This window comes from Flavobacterium sp. N502540 (assembly GCF_025947365.1).
Lineage (GTDB): Bacteria > Bacteroidota > Bacteroidia > Flavobacteriales > Flavobacteriaceae > Flavobacterium.
On sequence record NZ_CP110012.1, the window covers coordinates 2856472 to 2880872 of the forward strand.

A 24401-nucleotide genomic window follows, 5' to 3' on the forward strand; every position below is an offset into this window, starting at 1 on the left:
TGCATTTTTCGTGACTTTTCCCAATAAGAAATGGAAGCTTATCTTTTAACAATCATTGTTTTCGTAATTAACTTTCTCCAGTTTTTTTTCGTACGATTCAATGTCTTTTTTAGACATACTGGCTTCTTTTAGTACCACTTTTAATTGCTTTTTAGTGTCAGGACTTATCCATAAGCCACTAAAATTGGTGCCTTCTTTCGTTAAAATCATCATGCCTGAGAATCCATGTTCTACAAGGGCGAACTGATTTTCGTTTTTTGTGTTTTGCGTAATATTCAGCTGAATCCAACCTCCTGATTTGTCATAACGATAGATTGAAGTGTACATGAGGTCGGCTGTACAGGGATTCTCTTCCGCTTTTATATAGAAAGTGACATTTATTTTTCCGTCAATTGTTCCTTTGTATAAAGTGTTTTTTGAGGATTGTGCTTTAGTAAAATTTAAAAATAAAAGAGAGAACAAAAAAGAAAGTAATATTTTTTTCATGTGTAAACGCAATAGTAGGTTGGGTTAGGATAATTTTATTTGGGTTTAAAAGTACGGTATATTTTAGTTAAGGCAAACCGTAAAATCAGCTAATTATCAATTAAAAAATTAGTGATTCTCAGGATTTCTGAAATAGTCAATTTTATAATTGAACATATAAGCCATGTTGGCTGCTCTCATTTTTGCTTCTTCGGTAATAGTTCCTGAGAAAAGCGCATCGATAGAAGTGTTAAAAAGCAGTACCCAACGATCGAAATGGGTTTTATCTACCGGTAGTTGTTTGTGTGGTGGAAAAGGACTTCCTGAATAGGCGCGTACATCAAATAAAATAGTTTGCCAGAAACCGTACATTTTTTCTAAATGCTCCGGCCAGCGATCCTGGAGTTTCTCATTGAAAATAGGGCCCAGTAAATCATCTTCTCTCACCTTCCCATAAAAGGTGTCGACCATTAATTTTATGTCTTCTATGTTTGAAATGTCTTTAAGCGTTGCCATGTTTTTTACTATAAATGAAAGACAAAAGTACGATTAACTAATTTGTGATCGCTGATATTTATCATTTTCAGTTAGTTTGTCATTTCCGTCGGAAGGATCGCTTTTATGACATTTCTTTACATAATTCTAATGGTTTTTACTATAAATTAAAACAGGGTTTTTTCTTAAATTGGTTGAACATGTCTTTTTCTTAAACATTATTTTACTTTTTGTTAAAATGTTAAATTTTGCATTTAGAATTAAAATATTGTGAATTTTCATGAGTTAACAAGATAAAACTTGTATTTTTAAAAAATATATGCAGGTTTGGTTTGTATTTACTTAATGACAAAATCACTTCAAAAACAATATGATAAGATTAATAGAAAAATTACTTGAATTAAATAATTATGACAAACTAAAAAATGAATTCGAAGAAATTTTTCTCTCACATCCAAATTACCCAAGTTTATTTGCCTTAACCGATACATTAGATTTGCTAGCGATAGAAAACATTGCTGCAAATGTTCCAAAAGATCAATTGTTAGAGCTGCCGGAATCTTTTTTAGCTCTTTGTAAAGAAAAGGTGGTATTGGTGTTTAAAAGCGAAAAAAATATAAAAATTGTTGACCAGGACGAAGTTAAACAAACACTTTCATTTGATGAATTTTCTTCAGACTGGAACGGGATAATTGTTGCAATAGAACCAAATGAAAGTAAAATAATAAAAGATAAAAAATATGATCTGAATGGACTAAAGTACATATTTCCTTTATTGTCCTTGGTTTTGTTGTCTGTTTTTATGAATGACTATACTTTATTTGATTTTATTTTTCTGGGAACTACAATAGCAGGATTAATAGTAAGTGTTTTTATTGTTCGGGAAAATTTTGGAATAAAAAATACAGTTGTTTCTAAGTGGTGTACTATAGGGGCAAATGTTTCCTGTGATTCGGTTATAAAATCAGAAAAAAACAATTTTATTAAAGGAATTAATTTTCCTGAGTTACCATTGATTTTCTTTAGTACAAGTTTACTTTCTGTATTACTTCAGCCTTCAATGTCGAGTGTTTTTCTCGGTTTTTTAAGCGTGCTCTCATTTCCGGTACTGCTGTTTTCATTTTGGATTCAAAAATTTCAAATTAAAAAATGGTGTGTTTTATGTTTGATAATTTCATTTTTAATAACAATTCAAGGAGTTGTATGGCTCTCTCAAAATGGATTTTCGTTAAGCTTTACTTCTGGTATTTTTGTTTTATTCTTCGTTTTGTTAGTCTCCATTTATTCTATTTGGAAATTGATAAAACCATTTATCAAAGACAGTATCGAAACCGGGTATGGTTTAAAGCAGATGAAGAAATTTAAACGAAACTATTCCCTCTTTAATTTTCTATCAAAAGAGGTTCCTGTATTAGATGGTTTCGAAGATCTAAAAAGTTTAAACTTTGGGAATAAAGATGCGGAGTTGCATTTGTCGATAATTGTTAGTCCAAGTTGTGGACATTGTCATAAGGCATTTCAGGAATCTCTAGCTTTAGTTTCTAAATTCCCCGAGCGCGTATTTTTGCGAGTTTTATTTAATATAAATCCAGAAAACAATGATAATCCATATAAAGTTGTTGTCGAAAGATTGTTGATGATCAACAAAACCGAACCGTCTAAAATCACTGAAGCAATTTCGGATTGGCACATTAAAAACTTGGATTTAAAACAATGGACAGAAAAGTGGAATGTCAATTTGGTCACAATGATGGTAAATTATGAGATTCAGAAACAGTACGATTGGTGTTTGAAAAATGAATTTAATTATACTCCGGTTAAAATTGTAAACGGCAGGTTGCATCCAAATGAGTACGATATAAGTGAACTAAAATATTTCCTGAATGAATTTGCAGAAGAAAGCGAAAATTTAGAAAAAATAATAGGTCCTCAAAATATTCTTGCGCAAGAGTAGACAGAAGCTTCAACTGTCTTAAAACGATTGAAGTATTAACTATATCAAAAAAAACAACTATGAAAAAATTAAAAGATCTAAAAGGAATCGAAATTTTAGATAAAAACCAGCAGAAAATAATTAATGGAGGAGAAGTAAGATGTGGTGGTTGGGATAGCCGAAGATGTGATTACGGATTACAATGTATAAATGGGTTTTGTACAGAAAATATAAAAACCTAATAAACTACTTCAAATGAGTAGGTAAACTTAGAGCCTGTCTAGATTTTAAGCAGGTTCTAAGTCTTTAAAAATAATAATTAGCAGCTATTTCCTGCTGTCCGCTGTATCTTTTAAGGCAGAGAATTTAGGTAAAGCAAGAATTTTTTCGATTGCCTAAAAAGGATGCCGCTTCCATCAGGGCTAGGAACTCTGCTTTCAAAAACATCAAATGCAGTTTTTTGAATTGCGGATATAGAGACTTTAGCAATTATAATCATTGGTTTATCCAATCAGCTGTGTAAACAAATCCTGACGGTCATTTAAATATTGAAACTCAAATCCGTTTTTGGTCATATTCATTTTAATCGCCAGTATGTCCTTCTTGTTTTTTAGTTCTAAACCAACGACTACTGAACCCACTTCGCGGCTGTTTTTCTTAGCAAATTGGAAATAAGTAATATCATCATCAGGGCCTAAAATATTGTTTACAAATTCTTTTAAAGCACCCGGGCGCTGTGGAAACTGAATCATAAAATAATGCATCAGACCTTCGTATAATAAAGAGCGCTCTTTTATTTCGGCTGTTCTTTCAATGTCATTGTTGCTGCCACTCACCACGCACACTACTTTTTTGCCTTTTATTTTATCCTTATAAAAATCTAAAGCGGCAATAGTCAAAGCTCCTGCTGGTTCTACGACCATGGCTTCTTCATTATACAAACGCAAAATCGTTGTACAGACTTTTCCTTCCGGAACCAGAATAATATCGTCTAAATTAGTTCGGCAGATTTCAAAAGTTTTGTCACCCACTTGTTTTACGGCAGCACCATCCACAAATTTGTCAATTGTTTTTAAAGCCGTGTTTTTATTTGCTTCGATAGAGGTTTTCATCGAAGGGGCGCCTTTAGGTTCGACGCCAATAATCTTTGTATTTGGACTCAGTTGTTTAAAAACTTCAGACAAGCCGGAAGCCAGTCCACCTCCACCAATGGGAACAAAAACATAATCAATAGGTTCTTTGCAACTGTCTAAAATCTCTAATCCTACAGTTCCCTGACCGGCAATAACTTTGTCATCGTCAAAAGGATGGATGAACGTTTTTTGATTTTCGGTTGCATCTGCTGTAGCTGAAGCATAGGCATCATCGAAAGTATCTCCGGTAAGTACAATTTCAACGAATGATTTTCCGAACAATTGTACCTGTTTGACTTTTTGTTTTGGAGTGGTTTTGGGCATGTAGATTTTGCCTTTTATTTGCAGAAGATGACAGGAGTAAGCTACGCCCTGTGCATGATTTCCCGCGCTGGCACATACAATTCCGCTTGCTTTTTCGGTTTCGGTTAACGAAGAAATCTTGTTGTAAGCTCCTCTGATTTTATACGATCGGACAATTTGTAAATCTTCTCTTTTTAATAAAATAGTAGATTTAAACTCTTCCGAAAGGTTTAAATTTTGTGTGAGTGGAGTAGCGGCAACCACATTTTCAAGTTGCTTTTGAGCAGCAAGTACTTCGTTAAATAAATTCATATTGTTTGTTTTATTTTTTGCGCAGATTCAGAAGATCTAAAAAGATTTTTATTCTGCAGCAAATAATTTAAAATAAAAAAACCTCCCGATTTGGGAGGTTTTATAAATTGTATTTTGTTTACTTATTTACACATTACCTCGCCATTATTGCTGAATTGCAATAATAGTAATAGAGATAATAATGTTATTTAAGTTTTTCATTTCAGATAATTGAATCGCAAATGTATTAATTATTTTGAGAAGATTTCAATAACTTTTTTTAGTTTTTGTAAAAAACTGAAAACAGAGACTGAAAACTACTTTTTAACCGGAGGGTATTGTGCCAGAATTTTAGATACAAACTCGGCAACCTTTTCGTCTTTTTTAGCCACGTTTTTGGTTAGCGTTCCAACACCTTCTCCTTGCCAGATCATTTCTTTTTTCTTAGCATCAATCAAATCAATGAATAAAGTTCCTTCGGTAGAAGTAGAAACGGTAGTTTGGTTTCCTCCGTACATCATGTAAGGATTCCATCCCCATCCCCAACCGTAACCCCAGCCGGCACTAAATTGATTTACATTGACTTGTTCTCTTGCTTTAGTGAAAATATTAACTAATAAATCGGGGTTTTCGCTTTTGGTAAAACCTTTGGCTTGCATTTGATCATCGATGGCACGTAAAATACGTCTTTTATCCAAATCAGATATTTCAACCTTGTCAATTCCGGGCTTGAAGAAAGCATACGTTTTGTAAGAGGCAAAATTTACGTTTTTGTCGTAATCAGAGTAAACGCTAACTGTGCTGCATGACGCTAGTATTAAAAGCAAAAAAACGGGTACTAATTTGAATGTTTTCATATGTTAAAAATTTAATGTTCTCTTTGATCTGTCAAACTGAGCGCAGCCCGTTAGACTGAGCATAGCTCTGTCAAACTGAGCGGAGTCGAAGTCTTTTTTTTCAACTCCGCTCAGCTTGACATTATTATCTAAAATAGATTTTCATCTACAATATTAGGCAAAGTAACTTTTAATAAAGGCTGAACTTCCATTGCTCTTTTGATAGCAAAAATAGCTTCGTCATTTCTGGCCCAGCTTCTTCTTGAAATTCCGTTGTTAACATCCCAAAAAAGCATTGAGGCTAAACGTTTTGAAGCCTCTTTAGATCCATCAAGAACCATACCAAAGCCACCATTTATAACCTCTCCCCAGCCAACTCCGCCGCCATTATGTATAGAAACCCAGGTTGCTCCTCTAAAGCTGTCTCCAATCACGTTTTGGATGGCCATATCAGCTGTAAAGCGTGATCCGTCGTAAATGTTAGAGGTTTCTCTGTATGGAGAATCTGTTCCCGAAACATCATGATGATCGCGACCTAAAACAACGGCTCCAATTTCACCTTTGGCAATCGCCTGATTGAAAGCCTCGGCAATTTTAATTCGGCCTTCGGCATCGGCATATAGAATTCTGGCTTGTGAACCCACAACCAGTTTGTTCTCCTGTGCGCCTTTGATCCATTTGATATTGTCCTGCATTTGCTGCTGGATTTCATTTGGAGCTGTTTGCGCCATTTCTTCTAAAACCTGACTGGCAATAGCATCTGTTTTCTGTAAATCTTCCGGTTTTCCCGAAGTACAAACCCATCTAAACGGACCAAAACCGTAATCAAAACACATTGGCCCCATGATGTCCTGAACATAACTTGGGTATTTAAAATCGATATTATTTTCGGCCATTACATCAGCACCTGCACGTGAAGCTTCTAATAAAAAGGCATTTCCGTAATCAAAAAAGTAAGTCCCTTTTGCGGTGTGTTGGTTGATCGCTTTCGCCTGACGACGTAATGATTCCTGTACTTTTTCTTTGAACAATTCAGGGTTATTGGCCATCATTTCGTTAGCTTCTTCAAAAGAAATTCCAACAGGATAATAACCTCCTGCCCAAGGATTGTGAAGAGAAGTCTGGTCTGAGCCCAAATCAATTTTGATGTTTTCTTTATCGAAGCATTCCCAAACGTCTACTACATTTCCTAAGTAAGCGATAGATACCACTTCTTTATTGGCTTTTGCTGTAAGGACTCTTTTTACCAGTTCTTCTGTCGAAGTTACGATTTCATTTATCCAGCCCTGCTCGTGACGAATCTTGGTGATTTTTGGATTTACTTCTGCACAAACTGTGATACAGCCAGCAATATTTCCGGCTTTTGGCTGTGCACCCGACATTCCGCCAAGTCCTGAAGTTACAAAAAGATTTCCTTCCGGATTTTGTTTGATTTTTCTAAAACCGTTCAAAACAGTAATCGTTGTTCCGTGTACAATTCCTTGTGGTCCTATGTACATATAACTTCCTGCAGTCATTTGTCCGTATTGCGAAACACCTAAGGCATTCATTTTCTCCCAATCATCCGGTTTTGAATAATTTGGGATAACCATTCCGTTTGTTACGACAACTCTTGGAGCTTCTGCATGCGACGGGAACAATCCCATCGGATGACCTGAGTACATGGTCAAAGTTTGCTCGTCTGTCATTTCAGACAGGTATTGCATCGTGAGTAAATATTGTGCCCAGTTTTGAAAAACAGCTCCATTTCCACCGTATGTAATCAGTTCGTGCGGATGTTGTGCTACAGCATAATCCAGATTGTTCTGAATCATGTGCATGATGGCTTTTGCCTGCAATGATTTTCCCGGATATTCGTCAATTGGTCGGGCATACATTCTGTACTCCGGACGAAAACGGTACATGTAAATGCGTCCGTAAGTTTCTAATTCTTCTGAAAACTCCTGAATTAATTCGGCATGGTGTTTGGCATCAAAATAACGTAATGCATTTTTTAAAGCCAGTTTTTTTTCTTCTGCTGATAGGATTTCTTTTCGCTTTGGCGCATGGTTAATCGCTAAATCGTATGTTGCCTTTGGTGGTAATATGGTAGGTATTCCTTGTTGTATTTGTTCTTTGAAAGTCATTTTTTTAAGGTACTAAGTTGCTAAGATTCTCAGCTGCTAAGGTTTTGATCTAAGCAAGCAATAATCTGCGATTTATTAAATAGGTTATAAGCTCCACCGGAGCGACGTGCCAATTGAAGAAAAAAAATAATGATCTCATTTTCAAATTGTCACATTTTCTAGTTTAAAAAAAAGCTAAGGATAACGGATATCCGACCTGTGATAGGATTTGTGGATGGTAATCCTAAATTTTCGAAACAGAATATCCATAAATAGATTTTTAGATTTTAGATCGTTAGACTTCTTAGATTTTCTATAAATACTGAAGTCGTGATTGTGTGATTTTACAATTGTTATTTTAAAGATTGGTTGAAGTTAGCCTACTCAGATGAAAAAAGATCTAATAATCTAAGAAGTCTAACATTCTGGCAATCTACTTTTTTCTTATTTCCCCTGTTCGCTTGTCAAACCCATACGGACAATGACGACAGCCGCTTTTACAGCAATAACCACGTTTTAGGTGGTGTTTTTCAGTAAAGCATTTATAACCTTCCGGAGTATAGTAAAAATCTTCCCCTTCGATTAATTTATTTTCATTACTTTGCTCCTTCATAAATCTGCATTGCGTTCGTGTTCTCCTTTTCTAAAATCAAAAATAATTAATTGATTGTGACTTTAATGAAATTGAACAATTTTCATCTACAAATTTATAAATTTTACAGCTAATGTTTCTGATTGTTGCTAAATATTTAATTCCAAAAGGATATCGGGGAATGGCTTTATTTCCGTTTGTGATTTTGAAGTATGATGCAGATAAAGCAAACGCTGTTTTTGTCAATCATGAAAAAATTCATCTTCGGCAACAATTGGAATTATTGATTCTTCCGTTTTATATTTTTTATGTTTTTGAATATGCAATTCGGCTGATACAATATAAAGACAAAGAGCTGGCCTATCGGAATATAAGCTTTGAGAGAGAAGCTTACGCCAATGAAACTCATCTAAATTATTTGAAAAGCCGATCTTTTTTTGGCTTTTTGAATTACTTAACTTTAAAACACGATTAGATTTTGAATCAGGAAATTCACATGGCCTTTCCGAAGGGTATTTCGTTGACTATAAAACGGGAAGATTTGATTCATCCCTTTGTTTCGGGAAATAAATTCAGGAAATTGAAATACAATTTGCTTCAGGCAAAAGCAGAACATCAAGAGACTCTGTTGACTTTTGGCGGAGCTTTTTCCAATCACATTGCTGCAGTTGCTTATGCCGGAAAAGAACAGGGTTTTAGAACAATTGGAGTGATTAGAGGGGAGGAGCTTTTTGATAAAATAGAAGAAAATCCGACATTAAAATTTGCTCAGGAAAACGGAATGCAGTTTGAGTTTGTGACGCGGGATGCGTATCGGAATAAGAATGAAGATTTCTTTATAGGAAAACTGAAAGATAAATTTGGTGATTTCTATTTAGTACCCGAAGGCGGGACAAATGAATTGGCTGTAAAAGGATGCGAAGAGATTTTAACCGAAGAAGATGCCATTTTTGATTTTGTTTGTTGTGCGGTAGGAACGGGCGGAACAATATCAGGATTGATTAATAGTGCGTTGCCACATCAGAAAATTTTAGGATTTCCGGCGTTAAAAGGTGACTTTTTAACCGATGAAATTCGTATTTTTGCAAAGAAAGATAACTGGGATTTAATTTCTGACTATCATTTTGGAGGTTATGGGAAGGTAAATTTGGAATTGATTGAATTTATCAATGCTTTTTTTGAAGAAAATAAAGTCCCTTTGGATCCAATTTATACGGGAAAGATGATTTTTGGCGTTATAGACTTAATACATAAAAATTACTTTCCTGAACATTCAAGAATTTTACTCATTCACACCGGCGGACTGCAGGGAATTGAAGGGATGAATATTAAATTGAAGCAGAAAAAATTACCAATACTTAAAAGCAATGGTTAAAAAAATATTAGCACTTTTAATTCTGGCAACTGTAGTGGGCTGCTCCTCAAGTAAACCTACTATCGCGACGACCAAAAAAGCGGCGGCAGTCCAGAGGCCCAGAGTGGCAACAACCAAAAAGCCAACTTACACCAAACCAATTGGCAAAAAATATCCTTCTACAAATAATACAACTGAGGTTATTCAGTCTACTTCAAAAACAGTTGTAACCAGCGATTTAATCAATAATTATATTTTACAGTACAAAGATATTGCAATAGGCAATATGCAGAAATATGGCATTCCTGCAAGTATCATTCTGGCACAGGGAATTTTAGAATCCGGTGCAGGAAAAGGAGATTTGGCCCTGGAAGCCAACAATCATTTTGGAATTAAATGTCACAAAGACTGGCTGGGAGAGAGCGTTCGTCATGATGATGATTCTGCTCAGGAATGTTTCCGAAAATATACAGAAGCTGCAGAATCTTATAGAGATCATGCTTTATTTTTGGTTGGCAAAAATAGATATGCGACTTTATTTACTTACGAAAAAGACGACTATAAAGCATGGGCAAAAGGATTAAGAGCTGCAGGTTATGCTACAGATCCCAACTATCCGGATAAATTAATTAGCTATATCGAACGATACAATTTGCATCAGTACGATTGTCAGGTTACCGGAAAAAGCTATAAACCTTTTGAAAAATCAACTCCGGTAAGAAGTTCTTCTGTTTCTTCTACCGCTCCTTCCTCTTCTAATTCAAATGATCCGAATCTATATGAAGTTCAGAAAGGAGATACCTTGTATTCGATTTCAAAAAAATTCAATGTATTGGTGGATGATTTAAAACAGAAAAATAATCTTTCGGATAATGCGATTTCGATCGGACAGAAGTTGAGAGTGAAATAATTATCAATTGTCAATTGTTAATTATTAATTTTCTATAAAGTTGTTTATGAAAAAGAAAGTCAAAATTGGAATTTTTACTTTTGCTATAATTTTAAGCACGAGACTTTTTTGTGGGGTTTATGATCATGATGAATTTGCAGAAAGTCATTTTTTTATAAAACACCGCCCAATCTGGAAATGGAACTTTTATTCGCCAATTGGAATGTCTGATAAAAAAAATGAAGAACTTACCCAAGAGGAACAAATCGAACAAAAATATTTTAATACGTTTATTAAAGATCAAGGCTTAAGCCGATAAATAAATCTAAAATCTAAAATCATAATGATTTATAAAAGAAGTAGTCAGCTTTTTGCTGAAGCAGAAAAAGTAATTCCGGGAGGAGTAAATTCACCGGTAAGAGCATTTAAAGCGGTTGGTGGAACTCCAATTTTTGTAAAGAGTGCCAAGGGTGCTTATTTGTATGACGAAGACGAAAATAAATTAATCGATTATATCAATTCATGGGGGCCAATGGTCTTAGGGCATGCTTTTCAGCCAGTTGTGGATGCGGTAATCGAAAAAGCAAAACTGGGAACTTCATTTGGTATGCCAACGGAATTAGAAACGGAGATTGCTGCTTTAGCGGTTTCTATGGTTCCGAATATTGATAAAATAAGATTTGTAAATTCAGGTACAGAGGCTTGTATGAGTGCCATTCGTCTGGCTCGAGGATTTACAAAAAGAGATAAAATCATAAAATTTGCAGGCTGTTATCACGGGCATTCTGATTCATTTTTGATTCAGGCGGGAAGTGGTGCCGTGACATTCGGATCACCAAACAGCCCTGGAGTTACGGAAGGAACTGCCAAAGATACTTTATTGGCAAAATACAATGATTTAGAGAATGTAAAAACTTTAATCGAAGCTAATAAAGGCGAAATTGCTGCCATTATTATCGAAGCTGTTGCAGGAAATATGGGTTGTATCCCGCCTCAAAAAGGTTTTCTGGAAGGCCTAAGAGAATTGTGTACGGCAAACGGAATTTTACTGATTTTTGATGAGGTAATGACAGGCTTCCGTCTGGCCCGCGGCGGAGTTCAGGAATTGTACAACATCAATGCAGATATCGTGACTTTCGGAAAAGTAATCGGTGGAGGTTTACCCGTAGGTGCTTTTGCAGCCCGTGAAGAAATCATGAATTATTTGGCACCGCTTGGTCCGGTATATCAGGCTGGAACATTATCAGGTAATCCGCTGGCAATGGCTGCAGGTTTGGCAATGTTACAGGCACTAAATAATGATCCGGCAATCTTTACTCGTTTAGAAGAAAAAACAGCTTATTTAGAAGCAGGAATCGAGAGGGTTTTAAAAGCCAATAATGTTGTTTTTACCATCAATAGAGTAGGATCTATGATTTCTGTTCACTTTGATGCAAATCCGGTTGTTGATTTTCAAACTGCTGCGAAAGGTGATAATGAAACGTTTAAGAAATTCTTCCATGGCTTGTTACAGGAAGGTGTTTATATTGCCCCATCGGCTTATGAAACCTGGTTTATTACAGATGCGTTAACTTATGAAGATCTGGATTTTACAATCAATGCGATCGATAAAGTTTCGAAGACTTTTTAAATCTTAAAAATTAAAGTATACATTTTTTTTCAATTGAAGGCTCAGTTTTTTTAGTAAAGCTGGGTCTTTTTTTATTGTTGTATTCAGTCGCAGTTTTCGGTCACGGTTTACAGTTTACATTTCACAATATACATTTCACAATATACATTTCACAATATTCGGCCTCATTTTGCAGCTTAAACATTAAAATCACAAAGTAGTTAATGAAAAGTTAATAAAAAGGTTTTCCGTCGTATATTCAGGATAAAAATTATTTTTGTTTATTAAGTAACCATTAAACCTGCAATAAATGAAGAAATTTCTCATTTTAACTACAATAGCGGCATTTGTGCTATTTCCCACTTCTCAATTTGCACAATCAAATAAGAAAAAATCTAAAAAAGACGAATCGGCAGCTGCCCCGCCGGAGAAAAAACCGGAGTCAGCAATTAAAGACTACAGCAAGGTAATCACCAAAGACGCTATCTCTGATGACGGACTTTTTAAAGTGCACAAAGTCGATAAAAAATACTATTTCGAGATTCCGAATAAATACCTGAACAAAGACATGCTTTTAGTCAGCAGGTTGTCGAAATTGCCTTCTAATTTGGGTGGTGGTTATGTAAATGCAGGATCAGAAACCAACGAGCAACTAATTGTTTGGCAGCGTTTTCAGGATAAAATTCTCATCAAATCAAAATCATACAATGCAGTTGCCAATGATACTTTGCCGATTAGTATTTCGGTAAAATCAAATAACTACGAACCTACATTATTCGCTTTTGATATTGTAGCTTTTAGTAAAGATTCGGCCAACACTGTTGTGGATGTTACCAAATTTTACAGTACTGATGTTAAGGCTATCAGCGGAATATCGGCAGAAATGCGTGAAGTGTATAAAGTAAAAGGACTTGATGATTCGAGAAGTTTTATTAACACCATCAAGAGTTTTCCGATGAATATCGAGGTAATTCAGGATATGACCTATAATGCTTCAAAGCCATCGATGCTGGAAGATACAGAATCGATTAGTATTCAGATGAACCAGTCGATGATTTTATTGCCTGAAGTGCCAATGAAACCAAGGTTGGCAGATCCAAGAGTAGGCTGGTTTACCGTAAGTCAGTACGATTATGGAAGTAATGAATTAAAATCTGATCTTAAAACTTACATTCGTCGTTGGAGATTGGAACCAAAAGATCCGGAAGCCTATGCAAGAGGAGAACTGGTTGAACCGGTAAAACCTATCGTTTATTATTTGGATCCTGCGACTCCTGAAAAACTGCGCAAGTATATCAAACAAGGAATAGAAGAATGGCAAAAGCCTTTTGAAACAGCAGGATTTAAGAATGCAATTATCGCAAAAGATGCTCCGACAAAAGAAGAAGATCCTGATTTTAGTCCGGAAGATGTTCGATATTCAGTTGTTCGTTATGTTGCAAGTACCACGCGAAATGCAGTTGGTCCGAGTGTTTCAGATCCTAGAAGCGGTGAAATAATCGAAAGCGATGTGATTTGGTACCACAATCATTTACGTTCGTACAGAAACCGATATTTACTAGAAACCGGAGCAGCAAACCCATCAGCCAGAACTTTGCAAACCGGAGACGAAGAAATGGGAGAGATGATGCGTATGGTAATTGCTCATGAGGTAGGTCACGCTTTAGGTTTTCCGCATAATATGGGGGCAAGCTGTGCCTATGACGTAGAAAGTTACCGAAATGGTGATTTTACCCAGCAAAACGGAATTTCTGCCAGTATAATGGACTATGCGAGATACAATTATATCGCGCAGCCGGGAGATAAAAATATTCGTTTTATTCGTAAAATGGGGGCTTACGATCACTATGCTTTAAACTGGGGATACAGAGTGATTCCAAATGCAAAATCTCCTAAGGATGAAAAAGCAACTCTGGACAAATGGATTTTGGACAAAGCCGGAAATCCTTTGTATAAATTTGGAAAACAAAGCAGTGCTTTTGACCCTACTTCGCAAACCGAAGATATTGGAAATAATTCAATGAAAGCGAGTACTTATGGACTTAAAAACCTGGAATATGTAGCAGCCCATTTAAATGAATGGACGAGTAATGTGACCAATAATTATGAAGATCTGGACGAATTGTATAAAGAAATGCTGGACGTTTGGAGCCGATATGTAGGTCATGTGGTGACGAATGTTGGTGGAGTTTATGAAAATACTAAAAATCCAAATCAGGCAGGAAGTGTTTATGAAGTAGTACCGAAAGCGAAACAAATTGAAGCAATGAACTGGCTTCAGACCAATGCTTTTGCATCACCAACATGGATCGTAAATGTGGCGACTTTAAAGAATACTGATTTTGCTGGTTATGCAGAGAAATTCAGAAGCTTACAGGTGAGACAGCTGAATAGTTTGCTTAGTATTGGACGTATCGGCAGATTGGTTGACAATGAAATTCTTGGAGCAGACACTTATAAAGCATTGGATTTATTAAGAGATACACGAAAAGGAATCTGGAAAGAGGCCGCAACACCAGGAAATGTTACGATTTACAGAAGAAACCTGCAACGTGGCTATATTGATCGAATGGGAGCTTTAATGACAGAAGAAATAAAGCCATCTGACAGATCAACAGTGTATTATAATGTGGGACAATCTGATGTCAGAGCCCTGGTTCGCGGAGAATTGAATGCATTAAGAAGTACACTTTTAGCAGCAAAAGCAAGACCTGTAAATGCAGAAACCAAATACCATTATGAGGATTGCATTAAGAGAATTGACTTAATTCTTAATCCGAAATAAGAACTTATAAAAAAAAGAGGCTTTTGAGCCTCTTTTTTTATGAATGATATTAGTTATTTGCCTTTTTGTATTCTCTCACTTTCTCTTTTGCTTTCTCTCTTTTTTCGTCTTGTATAGAGGTCCATTTTTTGTACTGGTCAGCATTCAGTATCGATTTCATTTTGGCGTCGTTAGCTGCTTTTTCATCCATTATTTGTTTTTTAAAAGCAGCCTTTTCTTCTGTTGTTGGTTTTGTACCGCTGTCTTTTCTGTTTTTACGGTCTTCTCTAAATTTTTCAGCGTTAGCACTTCTGTCAGCCAGAAGCTGTTTTATCTGACTTTGCTGATTGGCATCCAGATTTAGTTCAGAAGTAAGTTTCTTTAACTGTTTGTCATTGCGTTGTTCCGGAGTTAGTCGCTCTCTTTGTGGTTGAACAGTCTGATCCGCTTCTTGTGCAAAACTCGCTATTCCAACGAATAAGAAAGCTGCAATAATTAATTTTTTCATGAGGTACGTTTTTTAATTGTTTATAGCATTTAGACTTTATCGGATGAAAGAGGTTTAACGAGCTTGTCGTAATTATAGTTTATTTAACAAAATCAGATATGAAAAAGGTTTATGTATTTGGTTTTTAGTGTTTTAATGATGGTTTTGTCAGTCTATGTTTTTTATCATGTTTTTATAAGAAAAGGTTAATTAAATTTGTTTTCATAATAGAAAGAAGAGACACTTATCATCAGAATCAAAAAATGGAAGAATTATTTAGTAAAAAAAATAAAAACCGGGTTTTAAAAGCGGTAAACGGAGAGATGTCCTATCAGAAGTTAACTGCAGCAGAATGGCATCAGTTTGTTCAAAACTGGAATTATGATGATGGGATCGAACCTTTTGAGTGGATTGTCAAACAAAAAACACTTGATAAGGGAACAGTTCTTTGTTTGTATTGGCTGCTGCAGCCCGATTATTTTTGCAGGTTTAAAAGTGAAGATGAGGCAAGAGAAGATTTGTATTTCGATCAATATAAATTATTGAAAGAAATCGAAGGAAGGTATACAACAGGTTTTTATCAGGACGAGAATTTTTCTTTTAATCCCAAAGAAAGTTTTGTAGATGAAAATTCCAATCTCGAAGGTATTCCGTCTGAAATGTTGACTAAGACAAAAGGAGTAGTTTTCGAACGACAGGATATTGAATTTGCTTTTTTAAGAAATCCGAACGAAAAAGAGCTGAAAACGATTGCCAGCCGCATAGCAGATGCCATAAAGATTATTCAGATTTCAAAATCCGATTTTGTTTACGATAATACAGATATAGCAATAAGCACTATTGTGGAAAGTGTCGAATACTGGAAAACCAATGAACTGGGGAAGATCAAAATTAAAAATTTGTCTTATTTATGGATGGATTGTATGCATAAAAAGCACAATTGGGAGTGGATTGTCTGGGATTGGGAAACCGGAAATAATCTGGGAGTCACAAATACCACTAAAGAATTGACCTGTTTGGCAGATACGATTATCAATCATACCATAGACGGATTTCAGGCAGTTTCGATTATTAGTGATTTGTACAAAGATTTGGAAGGAGTGAATAATTTTTATGATTTAAAGAGAGATCCTTACAGTGGAATTGGGTTGCTTTTTAGCACCGATCATATGAAATTTAGAGAGTAGTAATCATGGTGTTGAGAAAAATTAAGGTTGAGGATAATGGCTATTTGTATAAATGCGAATCTGGATTTGGAATTAATACAGAAATAGCAACATTTGAGATAACAATATTTTTAGAGAATTATAAGCAGACACCTCTAAAAATTAATTTCATTACCTGGGAAGATTTATATGCTGGAAACCCATTAAAAACGGGTGTGGCTTTGAAAAAAATAGCTACTCAAACAGAAGAATTTGTTAACTTAAACCGACCTAAATATATTAGAGAATTTATTTTATATGGCTTGAAATTGGGTTGGAATGGTCAAAACAAACTTGAATCTATTGATGGTTTAAGAATATTGAGGAGTTTAGATTTTGATGTTTCTTCTTTATATCCAAAAGAGGGATTTTTTGTGGGACACGGCAGAGAATATTTAAAATAAATTGATTTTTCCTGATTGGAAATTTACTTCAAAAATTAACTACTTTAGGAAGACCATAATTTAAAACAAACTATTATGAGTTTAAAGGATACAAAAAACAGGAATAAAATAGCTTTTTTTTCAACACAGCCTTACGACAAAAGCTTCTTTAATAAATATAATGATCCGTTTGGTTTTGAATTGGATTTCTTTGAGACACAATTGAATCCTCAAACAGCTGCATTGATTGAAAACGCTTCGATTGTTTGTGTTTTTGTAAACGATATTGTCAACGAGGCCGTATTGAAGCAATTGGCTGAAAAAGGAGTACAAATTATTGCTTTGCGTTGTGCGGGTTTTAATAATGTTGATTTGGATGCTGCTAAAAAGTACAATTTGAAAGTTTGCCGCGTTCCGGCTTACTCGCCTCAGGCTGTTGCAGAGCATGCAATGGCGATGATTTTAACGCTGAACAGAAAGATGCATAAAGCTTACAATAGAGTTCGGGAACAAAATTTTTCACTAAACGGATTACTAGGCTTCGATTTGTTTGGAAAGACAGTCGGAATCATTGGAACGGGAAATATTGGAAAAGCTTTTGCAAAGATTGCGATAGGATTTGGCTGTAAAGTTCTTGCGTATGATATAGTAACAAGCGCGGAAATGGAAAAAGACGGTGTTCGGTTTGTTTCGTTGGAAGAAATCTTCAAATCCAGTGATATTATCTCCTTACATTGTCCTTTAAACGATCAGACGAAACATATTGTTAATAAGGAGTCTATTATTTTAATGAAAGACAGCGTGATGATCATCAATACCAGCCGTGGAGCTTTGATTGAAACAGCGGCTGTTATTGAAGGTTTGAAAGAAGGTAAAATAGGCTATTTAGGAATTGATGTTTACGAACAGGAAGAGAAATTGTTCTTTAGGGATCTTTCGGCTGATATTATTCAGGACGACGCGATTCAGCGTTTAATGAGTTTTCCAAATGTACTGGTGACAGCGCATCAGGCCTTTTTTACGAATGAAGCTTTAACGCAGATCGCCTTGGTGACCTTTGACAACATCAAGTCTTTGCTGGAGCAGAATGATATTGAAAATAAAGCAGCTTTGTTGGTTTAAATGGAATCACAAACCCGGCAGATTTTTAAAACCTGTCGGGTTTAGAAACGGAATCGTAAAAATTTAAAAAAAGAGAAAATATGAAAAGAAAAATTTTAATGGCATTTGTAATTTTAGGAATGATTTCGTGCCAGAATAAAGAAAAAACGGAAAAAGAAAATGTGGTCGAAGCCATTGCAACCGATACTATAACAAAAACAGCAGTCGGAACTGCGGATGTAAGTGATGTTCCTGTAAAAGACGATAAAACGGTAGAGTTAATCAGAAAGCAGCTTCTGGTTTTGCTAAAAAAGGATTTACCGGCTTTGACAAAAGACGATCGGTTTTTTTATTATGATGCATTTGATTTAAATAATGATCAGAAAGAGGAGTATTTTGTAGGCTTCTCTAATTCCTATTTTTGTGGAAGTGGTGGCTGCTCCGGATACATTTTAAATAATGACGGAAGTCTGATTAATTCTTTTACAGTAACTGATTTCCCAATTTATGTAACCACTTCAGTATCTGAAAAATTTTATAATCTAATAGCTGTAAGTGGAGGGAAATTTCATCTTCTAAAACTGAAAAACGGAAAATATCCGTCAAATCCATCTGTTCAGGAAGTTGTCAAAGAGGAGGCTACAAGAGAAAGTGCAAAGGTTTTGGATATTGATGGGAAGAAGTTGGAGAAGTACTCGTTTTAATCAAATTGTATTAAAAAATAAACCCGACAGGTTTTTAAAACCTGTCGGGTTTGAATATTAAGATGCCAATTATAGAATTTTGAATTCCCAGAATTGACTTTTTTATAAAATTATCCTACCAATTCCACAAATTTAAACTCACCTTCAACCGCTACTTTAGTCAGGCCATGTTTAGATAAGTTTTTCATAGAAGCATCCCATTTTTTACCGCTTAAATTTGCAGTAATTTTTAGTTGCTGAAGATCCATTTTATTTTCATTTCCTTTCAATAAGTCTACGATAAATTTCTCTTCGTCTGATAATTCGACAGTCTGTTTTTTCTCCGGACGCATTTGCGGGAATAATAAAACTTCTTGAATCGATGCGTTATTCGTTAAATACATAATCAAACGGTCCATTCCAATTCCCATTCCTGATGTTGGAGGCATACCGTATTCTAAAGCTCTTAAGAAATCCTCATCGATAATTCCGTTCGCTTCATCATCACCTTTTGCAGCCAGACGCATTTGATCTTCAAAACGCTCGCGTTGGTCAATTGGGTCGTTTAATTCTGAGTAAGCATTTGCAATTTCTTTACCACAAACCATTAGTTCAAAACGTTCGGTTAAGTCTGGATTGTCGCGGTGTTCTTTACATAACGGAGACATTTCTTTTGGATAATCCGTAATGAAAGTAGGCTGGATGTAGTTTCCTTCGCATTTCGCGCCAAAAATTTCATCGATTAGTTTTCCTTTCCCCATTGTTTTATCGACGTCTATTCCCATTCCTTTTGCAGCGTCATATAATTCCTCTTCGCTTTTTCCGGAAATATCAAAACCGGTAAAATGTTTGATCGAATCCGTCATTGTAACACGGGCATAAGGCGCTTTAAAGTTAATTTTGTGCTCGCCAAAAGTAACTTCGCTTGTTCCGTTTACCGCAATCGCACAATGCTCAAGAAGACCTTCAGCAAATTCCATCATCCAGTTGTAGTCTTTGTAGGCTACATATATTTCCATTGCAGTAAATTCAGGATTATGTGTTCTGTCCATTCCTTCATTTCTAAAGTTTTTAGAGAACTCATAAACACCTTCAAATCCACCAACAATTAATCTTTTTAAATACAATTCGTTTGCAATACGCATGTAAAGCGGAATGTCAAGCGAATTATGGTGCGTAATAAACGGACGCGCTGCTGCACCACCTGCAATTGGTTGTAAAACCGGAGTTTCAACTTCAAGATATCCAGCATCGTTAAAATAACCACGCATAGCGGTAAATAACTTGGTACGTTTGATGAAAGTCTCTTTAACATCCGGATTTACCGTTAGATCTACATAACGCATTCTATAACGCAATTCAGCATCATTAAAAGCATCGTGTACATTTCCTTCTTCATCCACTTTTGGTAAAGGAAGCGGACGTAATGTTTTACTCAAAAAAGTAAAACCGCTCACACGAATACATTTTGCTCCAACCTGAGTCGTAAACAATTCTCCTTCAATACCAATAAAGTCACCTAAATCGGTTAATTTTTTAAATACCTGATTGTATAACGTTTTATCATCACCTTCGCACAAAACATCGCGATTAACGTACAATTGTAAACGTCCTTCACTATCCTGCAACTCAGCAAAACAAGCTTTTCCCTGATCTCTCACACTCATCAAACGTCCGGCAACAATAACCTTCTTACCTTCCTCAAAAGATTCCTTTATCTGCTTTGAAGTGTGATTTACAGGAAAAAGATTAGCCGGATAAGGATTGATTCCTAAGTTGCGTAAGTTTTGAAGTTTTTCTCTTCGGATGATTTCTTGTTCTGATAATGCCATTTTGTGCTCTTTTTTAAGTGTGCAAAGATAAAGAAAAGAATGTAGATTTCAGAATGCTGATTTTAGATTTTTTGAAGCAGTAATTTTCAGGTTTTCAAGGTAGTTTTGTCCCGCTTTTCACTTGTGTCTTTTCTAAGGTTCTAAGATTCTGAGTTTCTAACAATCTAAAAATCCAAGAATCCAAGAATCCAACAATCCGATTAAACAATCCACGAAACTTCGTATCTTTGAGAAAAAATTAACCAAGATGAAATTATATAAGTTACTCAGTTTTTCTTTTTTATTCGCCACTCTGACAAGCTGTACTTTTACCGAAAATATTTATGTAAGCGATAACGGAACCGGAAAATTTTCTTTAGATATGGATGGCTCTGCTTTAATGGCAATGGCAGGAGATCAGATTGGTGATCAATTGGGAGCGAATAACAAAAAAAATATGGATTCTACTTTTACCTTCAAACAGCTGTTGGCAGATAAAGGTGAAAGCATTTCAAAATTATCTCCGGAAGTTCAAAGTGAAATAAAAAAATTGGAAGACCTTGTGGTTAATATTAAAGTGAATGATGAGAAGAAAGAATTTCTGATGATATTCTCGGAAGATTTTAAGAAAGTAAATGACTTACATGATATATTACAATCGGTGAATACACTTCAAAAGCTGGTTGGAGGAGCAGATGCTTCAACACCTTTTGCAGGAGGTTTGGGAGACAACAACAGTAAAGTAAGTTTTAATTACGACGGAAAGAAATTTACCCGTAAAGCGACAATTGACAAACAAAAACAAGCTGAGAAAGTGAAAGATACGACAGCCGAAATGTCAAAAATGGTTTTTGCATCTTCTACTTATGTTTTAAAATACCATTTTCCAAAACGCATTAAAAAAGTATCAAATCCGACTGCTTTGTTTAGTGAAGACCGAAAAACAATTACAATTCAATACCCTTTCACGGATTATATGGAGAATCCTGACAAACTTAACTTTGATGTTGAGTTTGAAAAATAATTAAGATGAATAAAAAAATCCAACTTCAGGATTTAGGAAGCAGAGACTATAAATCGACCTGGGAATATCAGGAAGAACTGTTCAAAGATATAGTCGACCTAAAAATCAGAAACAGAAGAGAAGAGCTCGATCTGGAAACTCCCAATTATTTGTTGTTTGTAGAGCATCCGCACGTCTACACATTAGGCAAAAGCGGGGATTTTGAAAATTTACTCTTGAACGAAAAACAGCTTGAGGCCAAAGGAGCTACCTTTTACAAAATCAATCGTGGTGGTGATATTACCTATCACGGACCGGGACAAATTGTAGGGTATCCAATTTTGGATTTGGAGAATTTTTTTACCGATATTCATAAGTACCTGCGTTTTCTGGAGGAATCTATTATTCTGACTTTGGAAGAATATGGTTTAAAGTCCGGACGAAGTGACGGTGAAACAGGAGTCTGGCTAGACGTTGGAACCCCGTTTGCCAGAAAAATTTGTGCGCTTGGTGTTCGTGCGTCACGCTGGGTAACCATGCATGGATTTGCTTTAAATGTAAATGTCGATTTGGGTTACTTTGATAACATTATCCCATGCGGAATCCGTGGTAAAGGAGTTACTTCTTTGCAGGTAGAGCTTGGCGTCGAAAAAGTTGATGAAGAAGAAGTAAAAGCGAAAATCATCAAACATTTAACTCATTTGTTTGAAGCGGAGTTTGTTTAAAAAAAAGAGCTTTTGAAATATAAAATAGTATGATATATGCTGAAGAAAATAACAATTATAGAATTGCTGTTCCTTCAGCATTTGATACTGTTTTTTCGCATTTTTATTTTGCAGAGAATAAAGGCAATATTCCTGTAACGAAAACATTATTGCCCACTTTTCAGACCATTCTGGTTTTTATTTTTGGAGAAGGTGCTTCTTTAAAATCACAGCAAAATACAACTCTTGAAGTGCAGAAATGTGTTGTTTTAGGCCCAATAAAACAAGCTTTTGAATACACTTTAAATCCTGATTCGGAGATTTTAGTTGCCAATTTTAAAGAAGATGCATTTTATAGATTTTTTGGAAACGCACTTCTTACTCATTCTTTACCTGTTGATCCCGATACTTTGATTGCCGAAAATTGTTTTTCCCTTTTATGGGAAGAACTTAATGAACGCTCTGATCCAAAAGAACGTGTTGACCATGTTTTAGAATTTTGCAAACCTTATTTGCGAGAACAGCATGTCATGACTTCTCTTTTGACCGATTTTAGAGAAAAAAACATAGACCCTATAAAAGCAGTCGCATCTGAAACAAATCAATCAGAGCGAAATGTTCAGCTCAATCAAAAGAAGTTTTTTGGCTATACAATTAAAGAAATTAGTCGGTACGAGCGTTTTTTAAAAGCGGTCGAAGTAATTCAGAAAGATATTTTACGGGATTCTAAAACAGACTGGCTTGCTATTGTAGAGCAATGCGGTTATTACGATCAGAGTCAGTTGATACATGATTTCAAACATTACATGAATATCTCTCCAACCAAATTTTTGAAATTTCAAAGCGATATTTGTAGTTCAAAGAAGCTTTAGAAGTCTGCTTTTCGTTTTCTTACAATTGTCATGAGGTCCTTGGATTTACATTTGTCATGTTCAATCTTAAAAAACAGAAAACATGAAAAATTTAATCGTTTACGCACATCCAAACACAGGAAGTTTAAATCACTTTTTCAAACAAATTATCATGGAAAATCTTGAAAAATCAGGGCAGGAAGTTATCGTGAGAGATTTAAACGCAATCAACTTTAATCCCGTTTTATCTCTGGCAGATATGAAGGGTCAGAGAGTAGGCGAAATTGCGGAGGAAGTTAAAACCGAACAGGATTTCATCTCATGGGCTGACCGCATTGTTTTTATTTATCCGATTTGGTGGACAGGAATGCCCGCGATCATGAAAGGTTATATTGACCGTGTTTTTAGTTATGGATTTGCGTATCGATACGATCAGGGCATTCAGAAAGGTTTATTGACAGGGAAACAGACCATCATAATCAATTCACACGGAAAATCGAGTGCAGAATACGAATCAATTGGAATGGATAAAGCATTAGCGCTAACGTCAGATATCGGAATTTTTAATTATTGCGGACTGGAGGTTCAGAAGCATTTTTATTTTGATAAAGCAGACAGAGTTTCTGACGAAAATATTTTAGAATGGAGCACTCAGATTAAAGAAGTGTTTCAGGAAAAGGTTTTATGTGTCTAATTTGTTATATTTCTGTTTTATAGCTGTTTAAGGCAATTTTTTTGAATTGTTAAAGTTATTTATAAAACCACTTTTTTCTAAAACCTAACCAATCATGCAAAACGTAATAACAGACCTGTCGCGATTTATGCAATTTAATGAAGCGGAAAGTATGGCTTTTAAAAACATACTGAGGCTAAAGAAAATCAAAAAAAACGAGCATCTTTTAGTCGAAGGAGAGGTTTGTAATTTCGGAGTTTTTATTGCGGAAGGCTGTATTCGTTACTATTACTCGCTTGATGGAGTAGAATCTACCGGAAACTTCTTCTTTGAAAATGACTGGTATTCTGATTTTGAGAGTTTTCTTTACGGAAAGCCTTCATTGCTCAATATAGAAGCTTTGGAAGATTGTGTGTTGTATCTGGCGTACAAGCATGATTTTGAAAAACTGGTTGCTGAATACCCTGTATTTAATTCCTTTTTGCGAATTATGATGGAAAGAACCATAAAAGGTCTAACCGGCAGAAATATGGCAATGTCTTTATTGTCACATGAAGAACGCTATTTACGATTTTTAAAGTACTGTCCCAAAGTGGTCGAAAGGGTTTCGTTAAAATACATTGCCAGTTATCTGGGAATCCAACCCGAAAGTTTAAGCCGAATTAGAACCAGAATTACATTGAACAGTAAATCTTAACTCAAGTCAATTTTTAAGAAAATTCGACTCTTTA

The 24401-nt window shown here is 35.4% G+C and carries 25 protein-coding genes; 17 read left to right on the forward strand and 8 right to left on the reverse strand.

What is annotated here, in order from left to right; genetic code table 11:
• Positions 1-45: 45 nt before the first annotated feature.
• On the reverse strand, positions 46-486 hold the full coding sequence (locus tag OLM58_RS12265) for a hypothetical protein (protein ID WP_017496684.1): 441 nt from the start codon (positions 484-486) through the stop codon (positions 46-48).
• A gap of 108 nt (positions 487-594) precedes the next feature.
• Entirely contained in the window at positions 595-981 is a 387-nt protein-coding gene (locus OLM58_RS12270; protein ID WP_264529133.1) for a group III truncated hemoglobin, read from the reverse strand.
• A 349-nt stretch (positions 982-1330) separates the two neighbouring features.
• Here OLM58_RS12270 and OLM58_RS12275 point away from each other — a divergent pair, with 349 nt between their 5' ends.
• Positions 1331-2914, forward strand: coding sequence for a vitamin K epoxide reductase family protein (locus OLM58_RS12275; RefSeq protein ID WP_264529134.1), 1584 nt, complete (start codon positions 1331-1333; stop codon positions 2912-2914).
• A 59-nt stretch (positions 2915-2973) separates the two neighbouring features.
• Positions 2974-3135 (forward strand): hypothetical protein, encoded by a 162-nt coding sequence (locus tag OLM58_RS12280; protein ID WP_264529135.1) that lies wholly within the window; start codon positions 2974-2976, stop codon positions 3133-3135.
• A gap of 261 nt (positions 3136-3396) precedes the next feature.
• Here the strand turns inward: OLM58_RS12280 and ilvA are convergent, their stop codons facing one another.
• The 4 genes from ilvA to OLM58_RS12300 form a co-directional block, all read right to left on the reverse strand.
• Positions 3397-4641 (reverse strand): threonine ammonia-lyase IlvA, encoded by a 1245-nt coding sequence (gene ilvA / locus OLM58_RS12285; protein ID WP_264529136.1) that lies wholly within the window; start codon positions 4639-4641, stop codon positions 3397-3399.
• 296 nt (positions 4642-4937) lie between these two features.
• Entirely contained in the window at positions 4938-5477 is a 540-nt protein-coding gene (locus OLM58_RS12290; protein WP_017496687.1) for a DUF4136 domain-containing protein, read from the reverse strand.
• Positions 5478-5605: 128 nt separating this feature from the next.
• Complete coding sequence (locus OLM58_RS12295) at positions 5606-7582, reverse strand: urocanate hydratase (protein ID WP_017496688.1); 1977 nt, start codon at positions 7580-7582, stop codon at positions 5606-5608.
• A 412-nt stretch (positions 7583-7994) separates the two neighbouring features.
• Complete coding sequence (locus tag OLM58_RS12300; RefSeq protein WP_066032608.1) at positions 7995-8174, reverse strand: DUF5522 domain-containing protein; 180 nt, start codon at positions 8172-8174, stop codon at positions 7995-7997.
• A 112-nt stretch (positions 8175-8286) separates the two neighbouring features.
• Between OLM58_RS12300 and OLM58_RS12305 the strand changes: the two genes are divergently transcribed.
• The 6 genes from OLM58_RS12305 to OLM58_RS12330 all read left to right on the forward strand — a co-directional run bounded on the left by OLM58_RS12305 (position 8287) and on the right by OLM58_RS12330 (position 14790).
• A complete protein-coding gene (locus OLM58_RS12305; RefSeq protein ID WP_264529137.1) occupies positions 8287-8628 on the forward strand; it encodes a hypothetical protein in 342 nt (113 codons plus the stop codon).
• Positions 8629-8649: 21 nt separating this feature from the next.
• Positions 8650-9528, forward strand: coding sequence for a 1-aminocyclopropane-1-carboxylate deaminase/D-cysteine desulfhydrase (locus OLM58_RS12310; RefSeq protein WP_413614498.1), 879 nt, complete (start codon positions 8650-8652; stop codon positions 9526-9528).
• The gene (locus OLM58_RS12315; protein ID WP_264529139.1) at positions 9521-10417 is read left to right on the forward strand and encodes a glucosaminidase domain-containing protein; all 897 of its coding nucleotides are present in this window, start codon (positions 9521-9523) and stop codon (positions 10415-10417) included. Before OLM58_RS12310 ends, OLM58_RS12315 begins: the two co-directional genes overlap by 8 nt.
• A 46-nt stretch (positions 10418-10463) precedes the next feature.
• Complete coding sequence (locus OLM58_RS12320) at positions 10464-10715, forward strand: hypothetical protein (RefSeq protein ID WP_264529140.1); 252 nt, start codon at positions 10464-10466, stop codon at positions 10713-10715.
• A 24-nt stretch (positions 10716-10739) separates the two neighbouring features.
• Positions 10740-12026: a glutamate-1-semialdehyde 2,1-aminomutase gene (gene hemL, locus OLM58_RS12325; RefSeq protein WP_264529141.1), complete on the forward strand. Its 1287-nt coding sequence runs from the start codon at positions 10740-10742 to the stop codon at positions 12024-12026.
• 289 nt (positions 12027-12315) lie between these two features.
• Complete coding sequence (locus OLM58_RS12330) at positions 12316-14790, forward strand: zinc-dependent metalloprotease (RefSeq protein ID WP_264529142.1); 2475 nt, start codon at positions 12316-12318, stop codon at positions 14788-14790.
• Positions 14791-14839: 49 nt separating this feature from the next.
• On the opposite strand, the gene OLM58_RS12335 is transcribed toward OLM58_RS12330, so the two are convergent.
• On the reverse strand, positions 14840-15277 hold the full coding sequence (locus OLM58_RS12335) for a hypothetical protein (RefSeq protein ID WP_264529143.1): 438 nt from the start codon (positions 15275-15277) through the stop codon (positions 14840-14842).
• Positions 15278-15519: 242 nt separating this feature from the next.
• Between OLM58_RS12335 and OLM58_RS12340 the strand changes: the two genes are divergently transcribed.
• From OLM58_RS12340 to OLM58_RS12355, 4 genes are all read left to right on the forward strand, one after another.
• On the forward strand, positions 15520-16443 hold the full coding sequence (locus OLM58_RS12340; protein WP_264529144.1) for a DUF4274 domain-containing protein: 924 nt from the start codon (positions 15520-15522) through the stop codon (positions 16441-16443).
• An 11-nt stretch (positions 16444-16454) separates the two neighbouring features.
• Positions 16455-16865, forward strand: a complete 411-nt coding sequence (locus tag OLM58_RS12345; protein ID WP_264529145.1) for a hypothetical protein — start codon at positions 16455-16457, stop codon at positions 16863-16865.
• A gap of 75 nt (positions 16866-16940) precedes the next feature.
• The gene (locus OLM58_RS12350) at positions 16941-17966 is read left to right on the forward strand and encodes a 2-hydroxyacid dehydrogenase (RefSeq protein WP_264529146.1); all 1026 of its coding nucleotides are present in this window, start codon (positions 16941-16943) and stop codon (positions 17964-17966) included.
• Between the two features lie 80 nt (positions 17967-18046).
• Entirely contained in the window at positions 18047-18649 is a 603-nt protein-coding gene (locus OLM58_RS12355) for a hypothetical protein (RefSeq protein ID WP_264529147.1), read from the forward strand.
• 110 nt (positions 18650-18759) lie between these two features.
• On the opposite strand, the gene lysS is transcribed toward OLM58_RS12355, so the two are convergent.
• Entirely contained in the window at positions 18760-20460 is a 1701-nt protein-coding gene (gene lysS, locus OLM58_RS12360) for a lysine--tRNA ligase (protein ID WP_264529148.1), read from the reverse strand.
• Between the two features lie 247 nt (positions 20461-20707).
• Here lysS and OLM58_RS12365 point away from each other — a divergent pair, with 247 nt between their 5' ends.
• The 5 genes from OLM58_RS12365 to OLM58_RS12385 all read left to right on the forward strand — a co-directional run bounded on the left by OLM58_RS12365 (position 20708) and on the right by OLM58_RS12385 (position 24367).
• Positions 20708-21463, forward strand: a complete 756-nt coding sequence (locus tag OLM58_RS12365; protein WP_264529149.1) for a hypothetical protein — start codon at positions 20708-20710, stop codon at positions 21461-21463.
• A gap of 5 nt (positions 21464-21468) precedes the next feature.
• The gene (lipB, locus tag OLM58_RS12370) at positions 21469-22167 is read left to right on the forward strand and encodes a lipoyl(octanoyl) transferase LipB (protein ID WP_017496704.1); all 699 of its coding nucleotides are present in this window, start codon (positions 21469-21471) and stop codon (positions 22165-22167) included.
• A gap of 29 nt (positions 22168-22196) precedes the next feature.
• Positions 22197-23018 (forward strand): helix-turn-helix domain-containing protein, encoded by an 822-nt coding sequence (locus OLM58_RS12375; RefSeq protein WP_264529150.1) that lies wholly within the window; start codon positions 22197-22199, stop codon positions 23016-23018.
• 82 nt (positions 23019-23100) lie between these two features.
• Positions 23101-23691 (forward strand): NAD(P)H-dependent oxidoreductase, encoded by a 591-nt coding sequence (locus OLM58_RS12380; RefSeq protein ID WP_264529151.1) that lies wholly within the window; start codon positions 23101-23103, stop codon positions 23689-23691.
• A 94-nt stretch (positions 23692-23785) separates the two neighbouring features.
• The gene (locus tag OLM58_RS12385) at positions 23786-24367 is read left to right on the forward strand and encodes a Crp/Fnr family transcriptional regulator (protein ID WP_070905507.1); all 582 of its coding nucleotides are present in this window, start codon (positions 23786-23788) and stop codon (positions 24365-24367) included.
• Positions 24368-24401: the final 34 nt, after the last annotated feature.

Excerpts from the sequence above, each read along its gene's own strand:
- OLM58_RS12290 (WP_017496687.1), bottom strand. The coding sequence starts at position 5,477 with ATGAAAACATTCAAATTAGTACCCGTTTTTTTGCTTTTAATACTAGCG.
- OLM58_RS12295 (WP_017496688.1), bottom strand. The coding sequence starts at position 7,582 with ATGACTTTCAAAGAACAAATACAACAAGGAATACCTACCATATTACCA.
- OLM58_RS12385 (WP_070905507.1), top strand. The coding sequence starts at position 23,786 with ATGCAAAACGTAATAACAGACCTGTCGCGATTTATGCAATTTAATGAA.
- OLM58_RS12380 (WP_264529151.1), top strand. The coding sequence starts at position 23,101 with ATGAAAAATTTAATCGTTTACGCACATCCAAACACAGGAAGTTTAAAT.
- OLM58_RS12280 (WP_264529135.1), top strand. The coding sequence starts at position 2,974 with ATGAAAAAATTAAAAGATCTAAAAGGAATCGAAATTTTAGATAAAAAC.
- OLM58_RS12315 (WP_264529139.1), top strand. The coding sequence starts at position 9,521 with ATGGTTAAAAAAATATTAGCACTTTTAATTCTGGCAACTGTAGTGGGC.
- lipB (WP_017496704.1), top strand. The coding sequence starts at position 21,469 with ATGAATAAAAAAATCCAACTTCAGGATTTAGGAAGCAGAGACTATAAA.
- OLM58_RS12365 (WP_264529149.1), top strand. The coding sequence starts at position 20,708 with ATGAAATTATATAAGTTACTCAGTTTTTCTTTTTTATTCGCCACTCTG.
- OLM58_RS12330 (WP_264529142.1), top strand. The coding sequence starts at position 12,316 with ATGAAGAAATTTCTCATTTTAACTACAATAGCGGCATTTGTGCTATTT.
- OLM58_RS12335 (WP_264529143.1), bottom strand. The coding sequence starts at position 15,277 with ATGAAAAAATTAATTATTGCAGCTTTCTTATTCGTTGGAATAGCGAGT.
- OLM58_RS12265 (WP_017496684.1), bottom strand. The coding sequence starts at position 486 with ATGAAAAAAATATTACTTTCTTTTTTGTTCTCTCTTTTATTTTTAAAT.
- OLM58_RS12350 (WP_264529146.1), top strand. The coding sequence starts at position 16,941 with ATGAGTTTAAAGGATACAAAAAACAGGAATAAAATAGCTTTTTTTTCA.
- OLM58_RS12375 (WP_264529150.1), top strand. The coding sequence starts at position 22,197 with ATGATATATGCTGAAGAAAATAACAATTATAGAATTGCTGTTCCTTCA.
- OLM58_RS12300 (WP_066032608.1), bottom strand. The coding sequence starts at position 8,174 with ATGAAGGAGCAAAGTAATGAAAATAAATTAATCGAAGGGGAAGATTTT.
- OLM58_RS12340 (WP_264529144.1), top strand. The coding sequence starts at position 15,520 with ATGGAAGAATTATTTAGTAAAAAAAATAAAAACCGGGTTTTAAAAGCG.
- OLM58_RS12355 (WP_264529147.1), top strand. The coding sequence starts at position 18,047 with ATGAAAAGAAAAATTTTAATGGCATTTGTAATTTTAGGAATGATTTCG.
- OLM58_RS12270 (WP_264529133.1), bottom strand. The coding sequence starts at position 981 with ATGGCAACGCTTAAAGACATTTCAAACATAGAAGACATAAAATTAATG.
- OLM58_RS12305 (WP_264529137.1), top strand. The coding sequence starts at position 8,287 with ATGTTTCTGATTGTTGCTAAATATTTAATTCCAAAAGGATATCGGGGA.
- OLM58_RS12310 (WP_413614498.1), top strand. The coding sequence starts at position 8,650 with ATGGCCTTTCCGAAGGGTATTTCGTTGACTATAAAACGGGAAGATTTG.
- ilvA (WP_264529136.1), bottom strand. The coding sequence starts at position 4,641 with ATGAATTTATTTAACGAAGTACTTGCTGCTCAAAAGCAACTTGAAAAT.
- lysS (WP_264529148.1), bottom strand. The coding sequence starts at position 20,460 with ATGGCATTATCAGAACAAGAAATCATCCGAAGAGAAAAACTTCAAAAC.
- OLM58_RS12320 (WP_264529140.1), top strand. The coding sequence starts at position 10,464 with ATGAAAAAGAAAGTCAAAATTGGAATTTTTACTTTTGCTATAATTTTA.
- hemL (WP_264529141.1), top strand. The coding sequence starts at position 10,740 with ATGATTTATAAAAGAAGTAGTCAGCTTTTTGCTGAAGCAGAAAAAGTA.
- OLM58_RS12275 (WP_264529134.1), top strand. The coding sequence starts at position 1,331 with ATGATAAGATTAATAGAAAAATTACTTGAATTAAATAATTATGACAAA.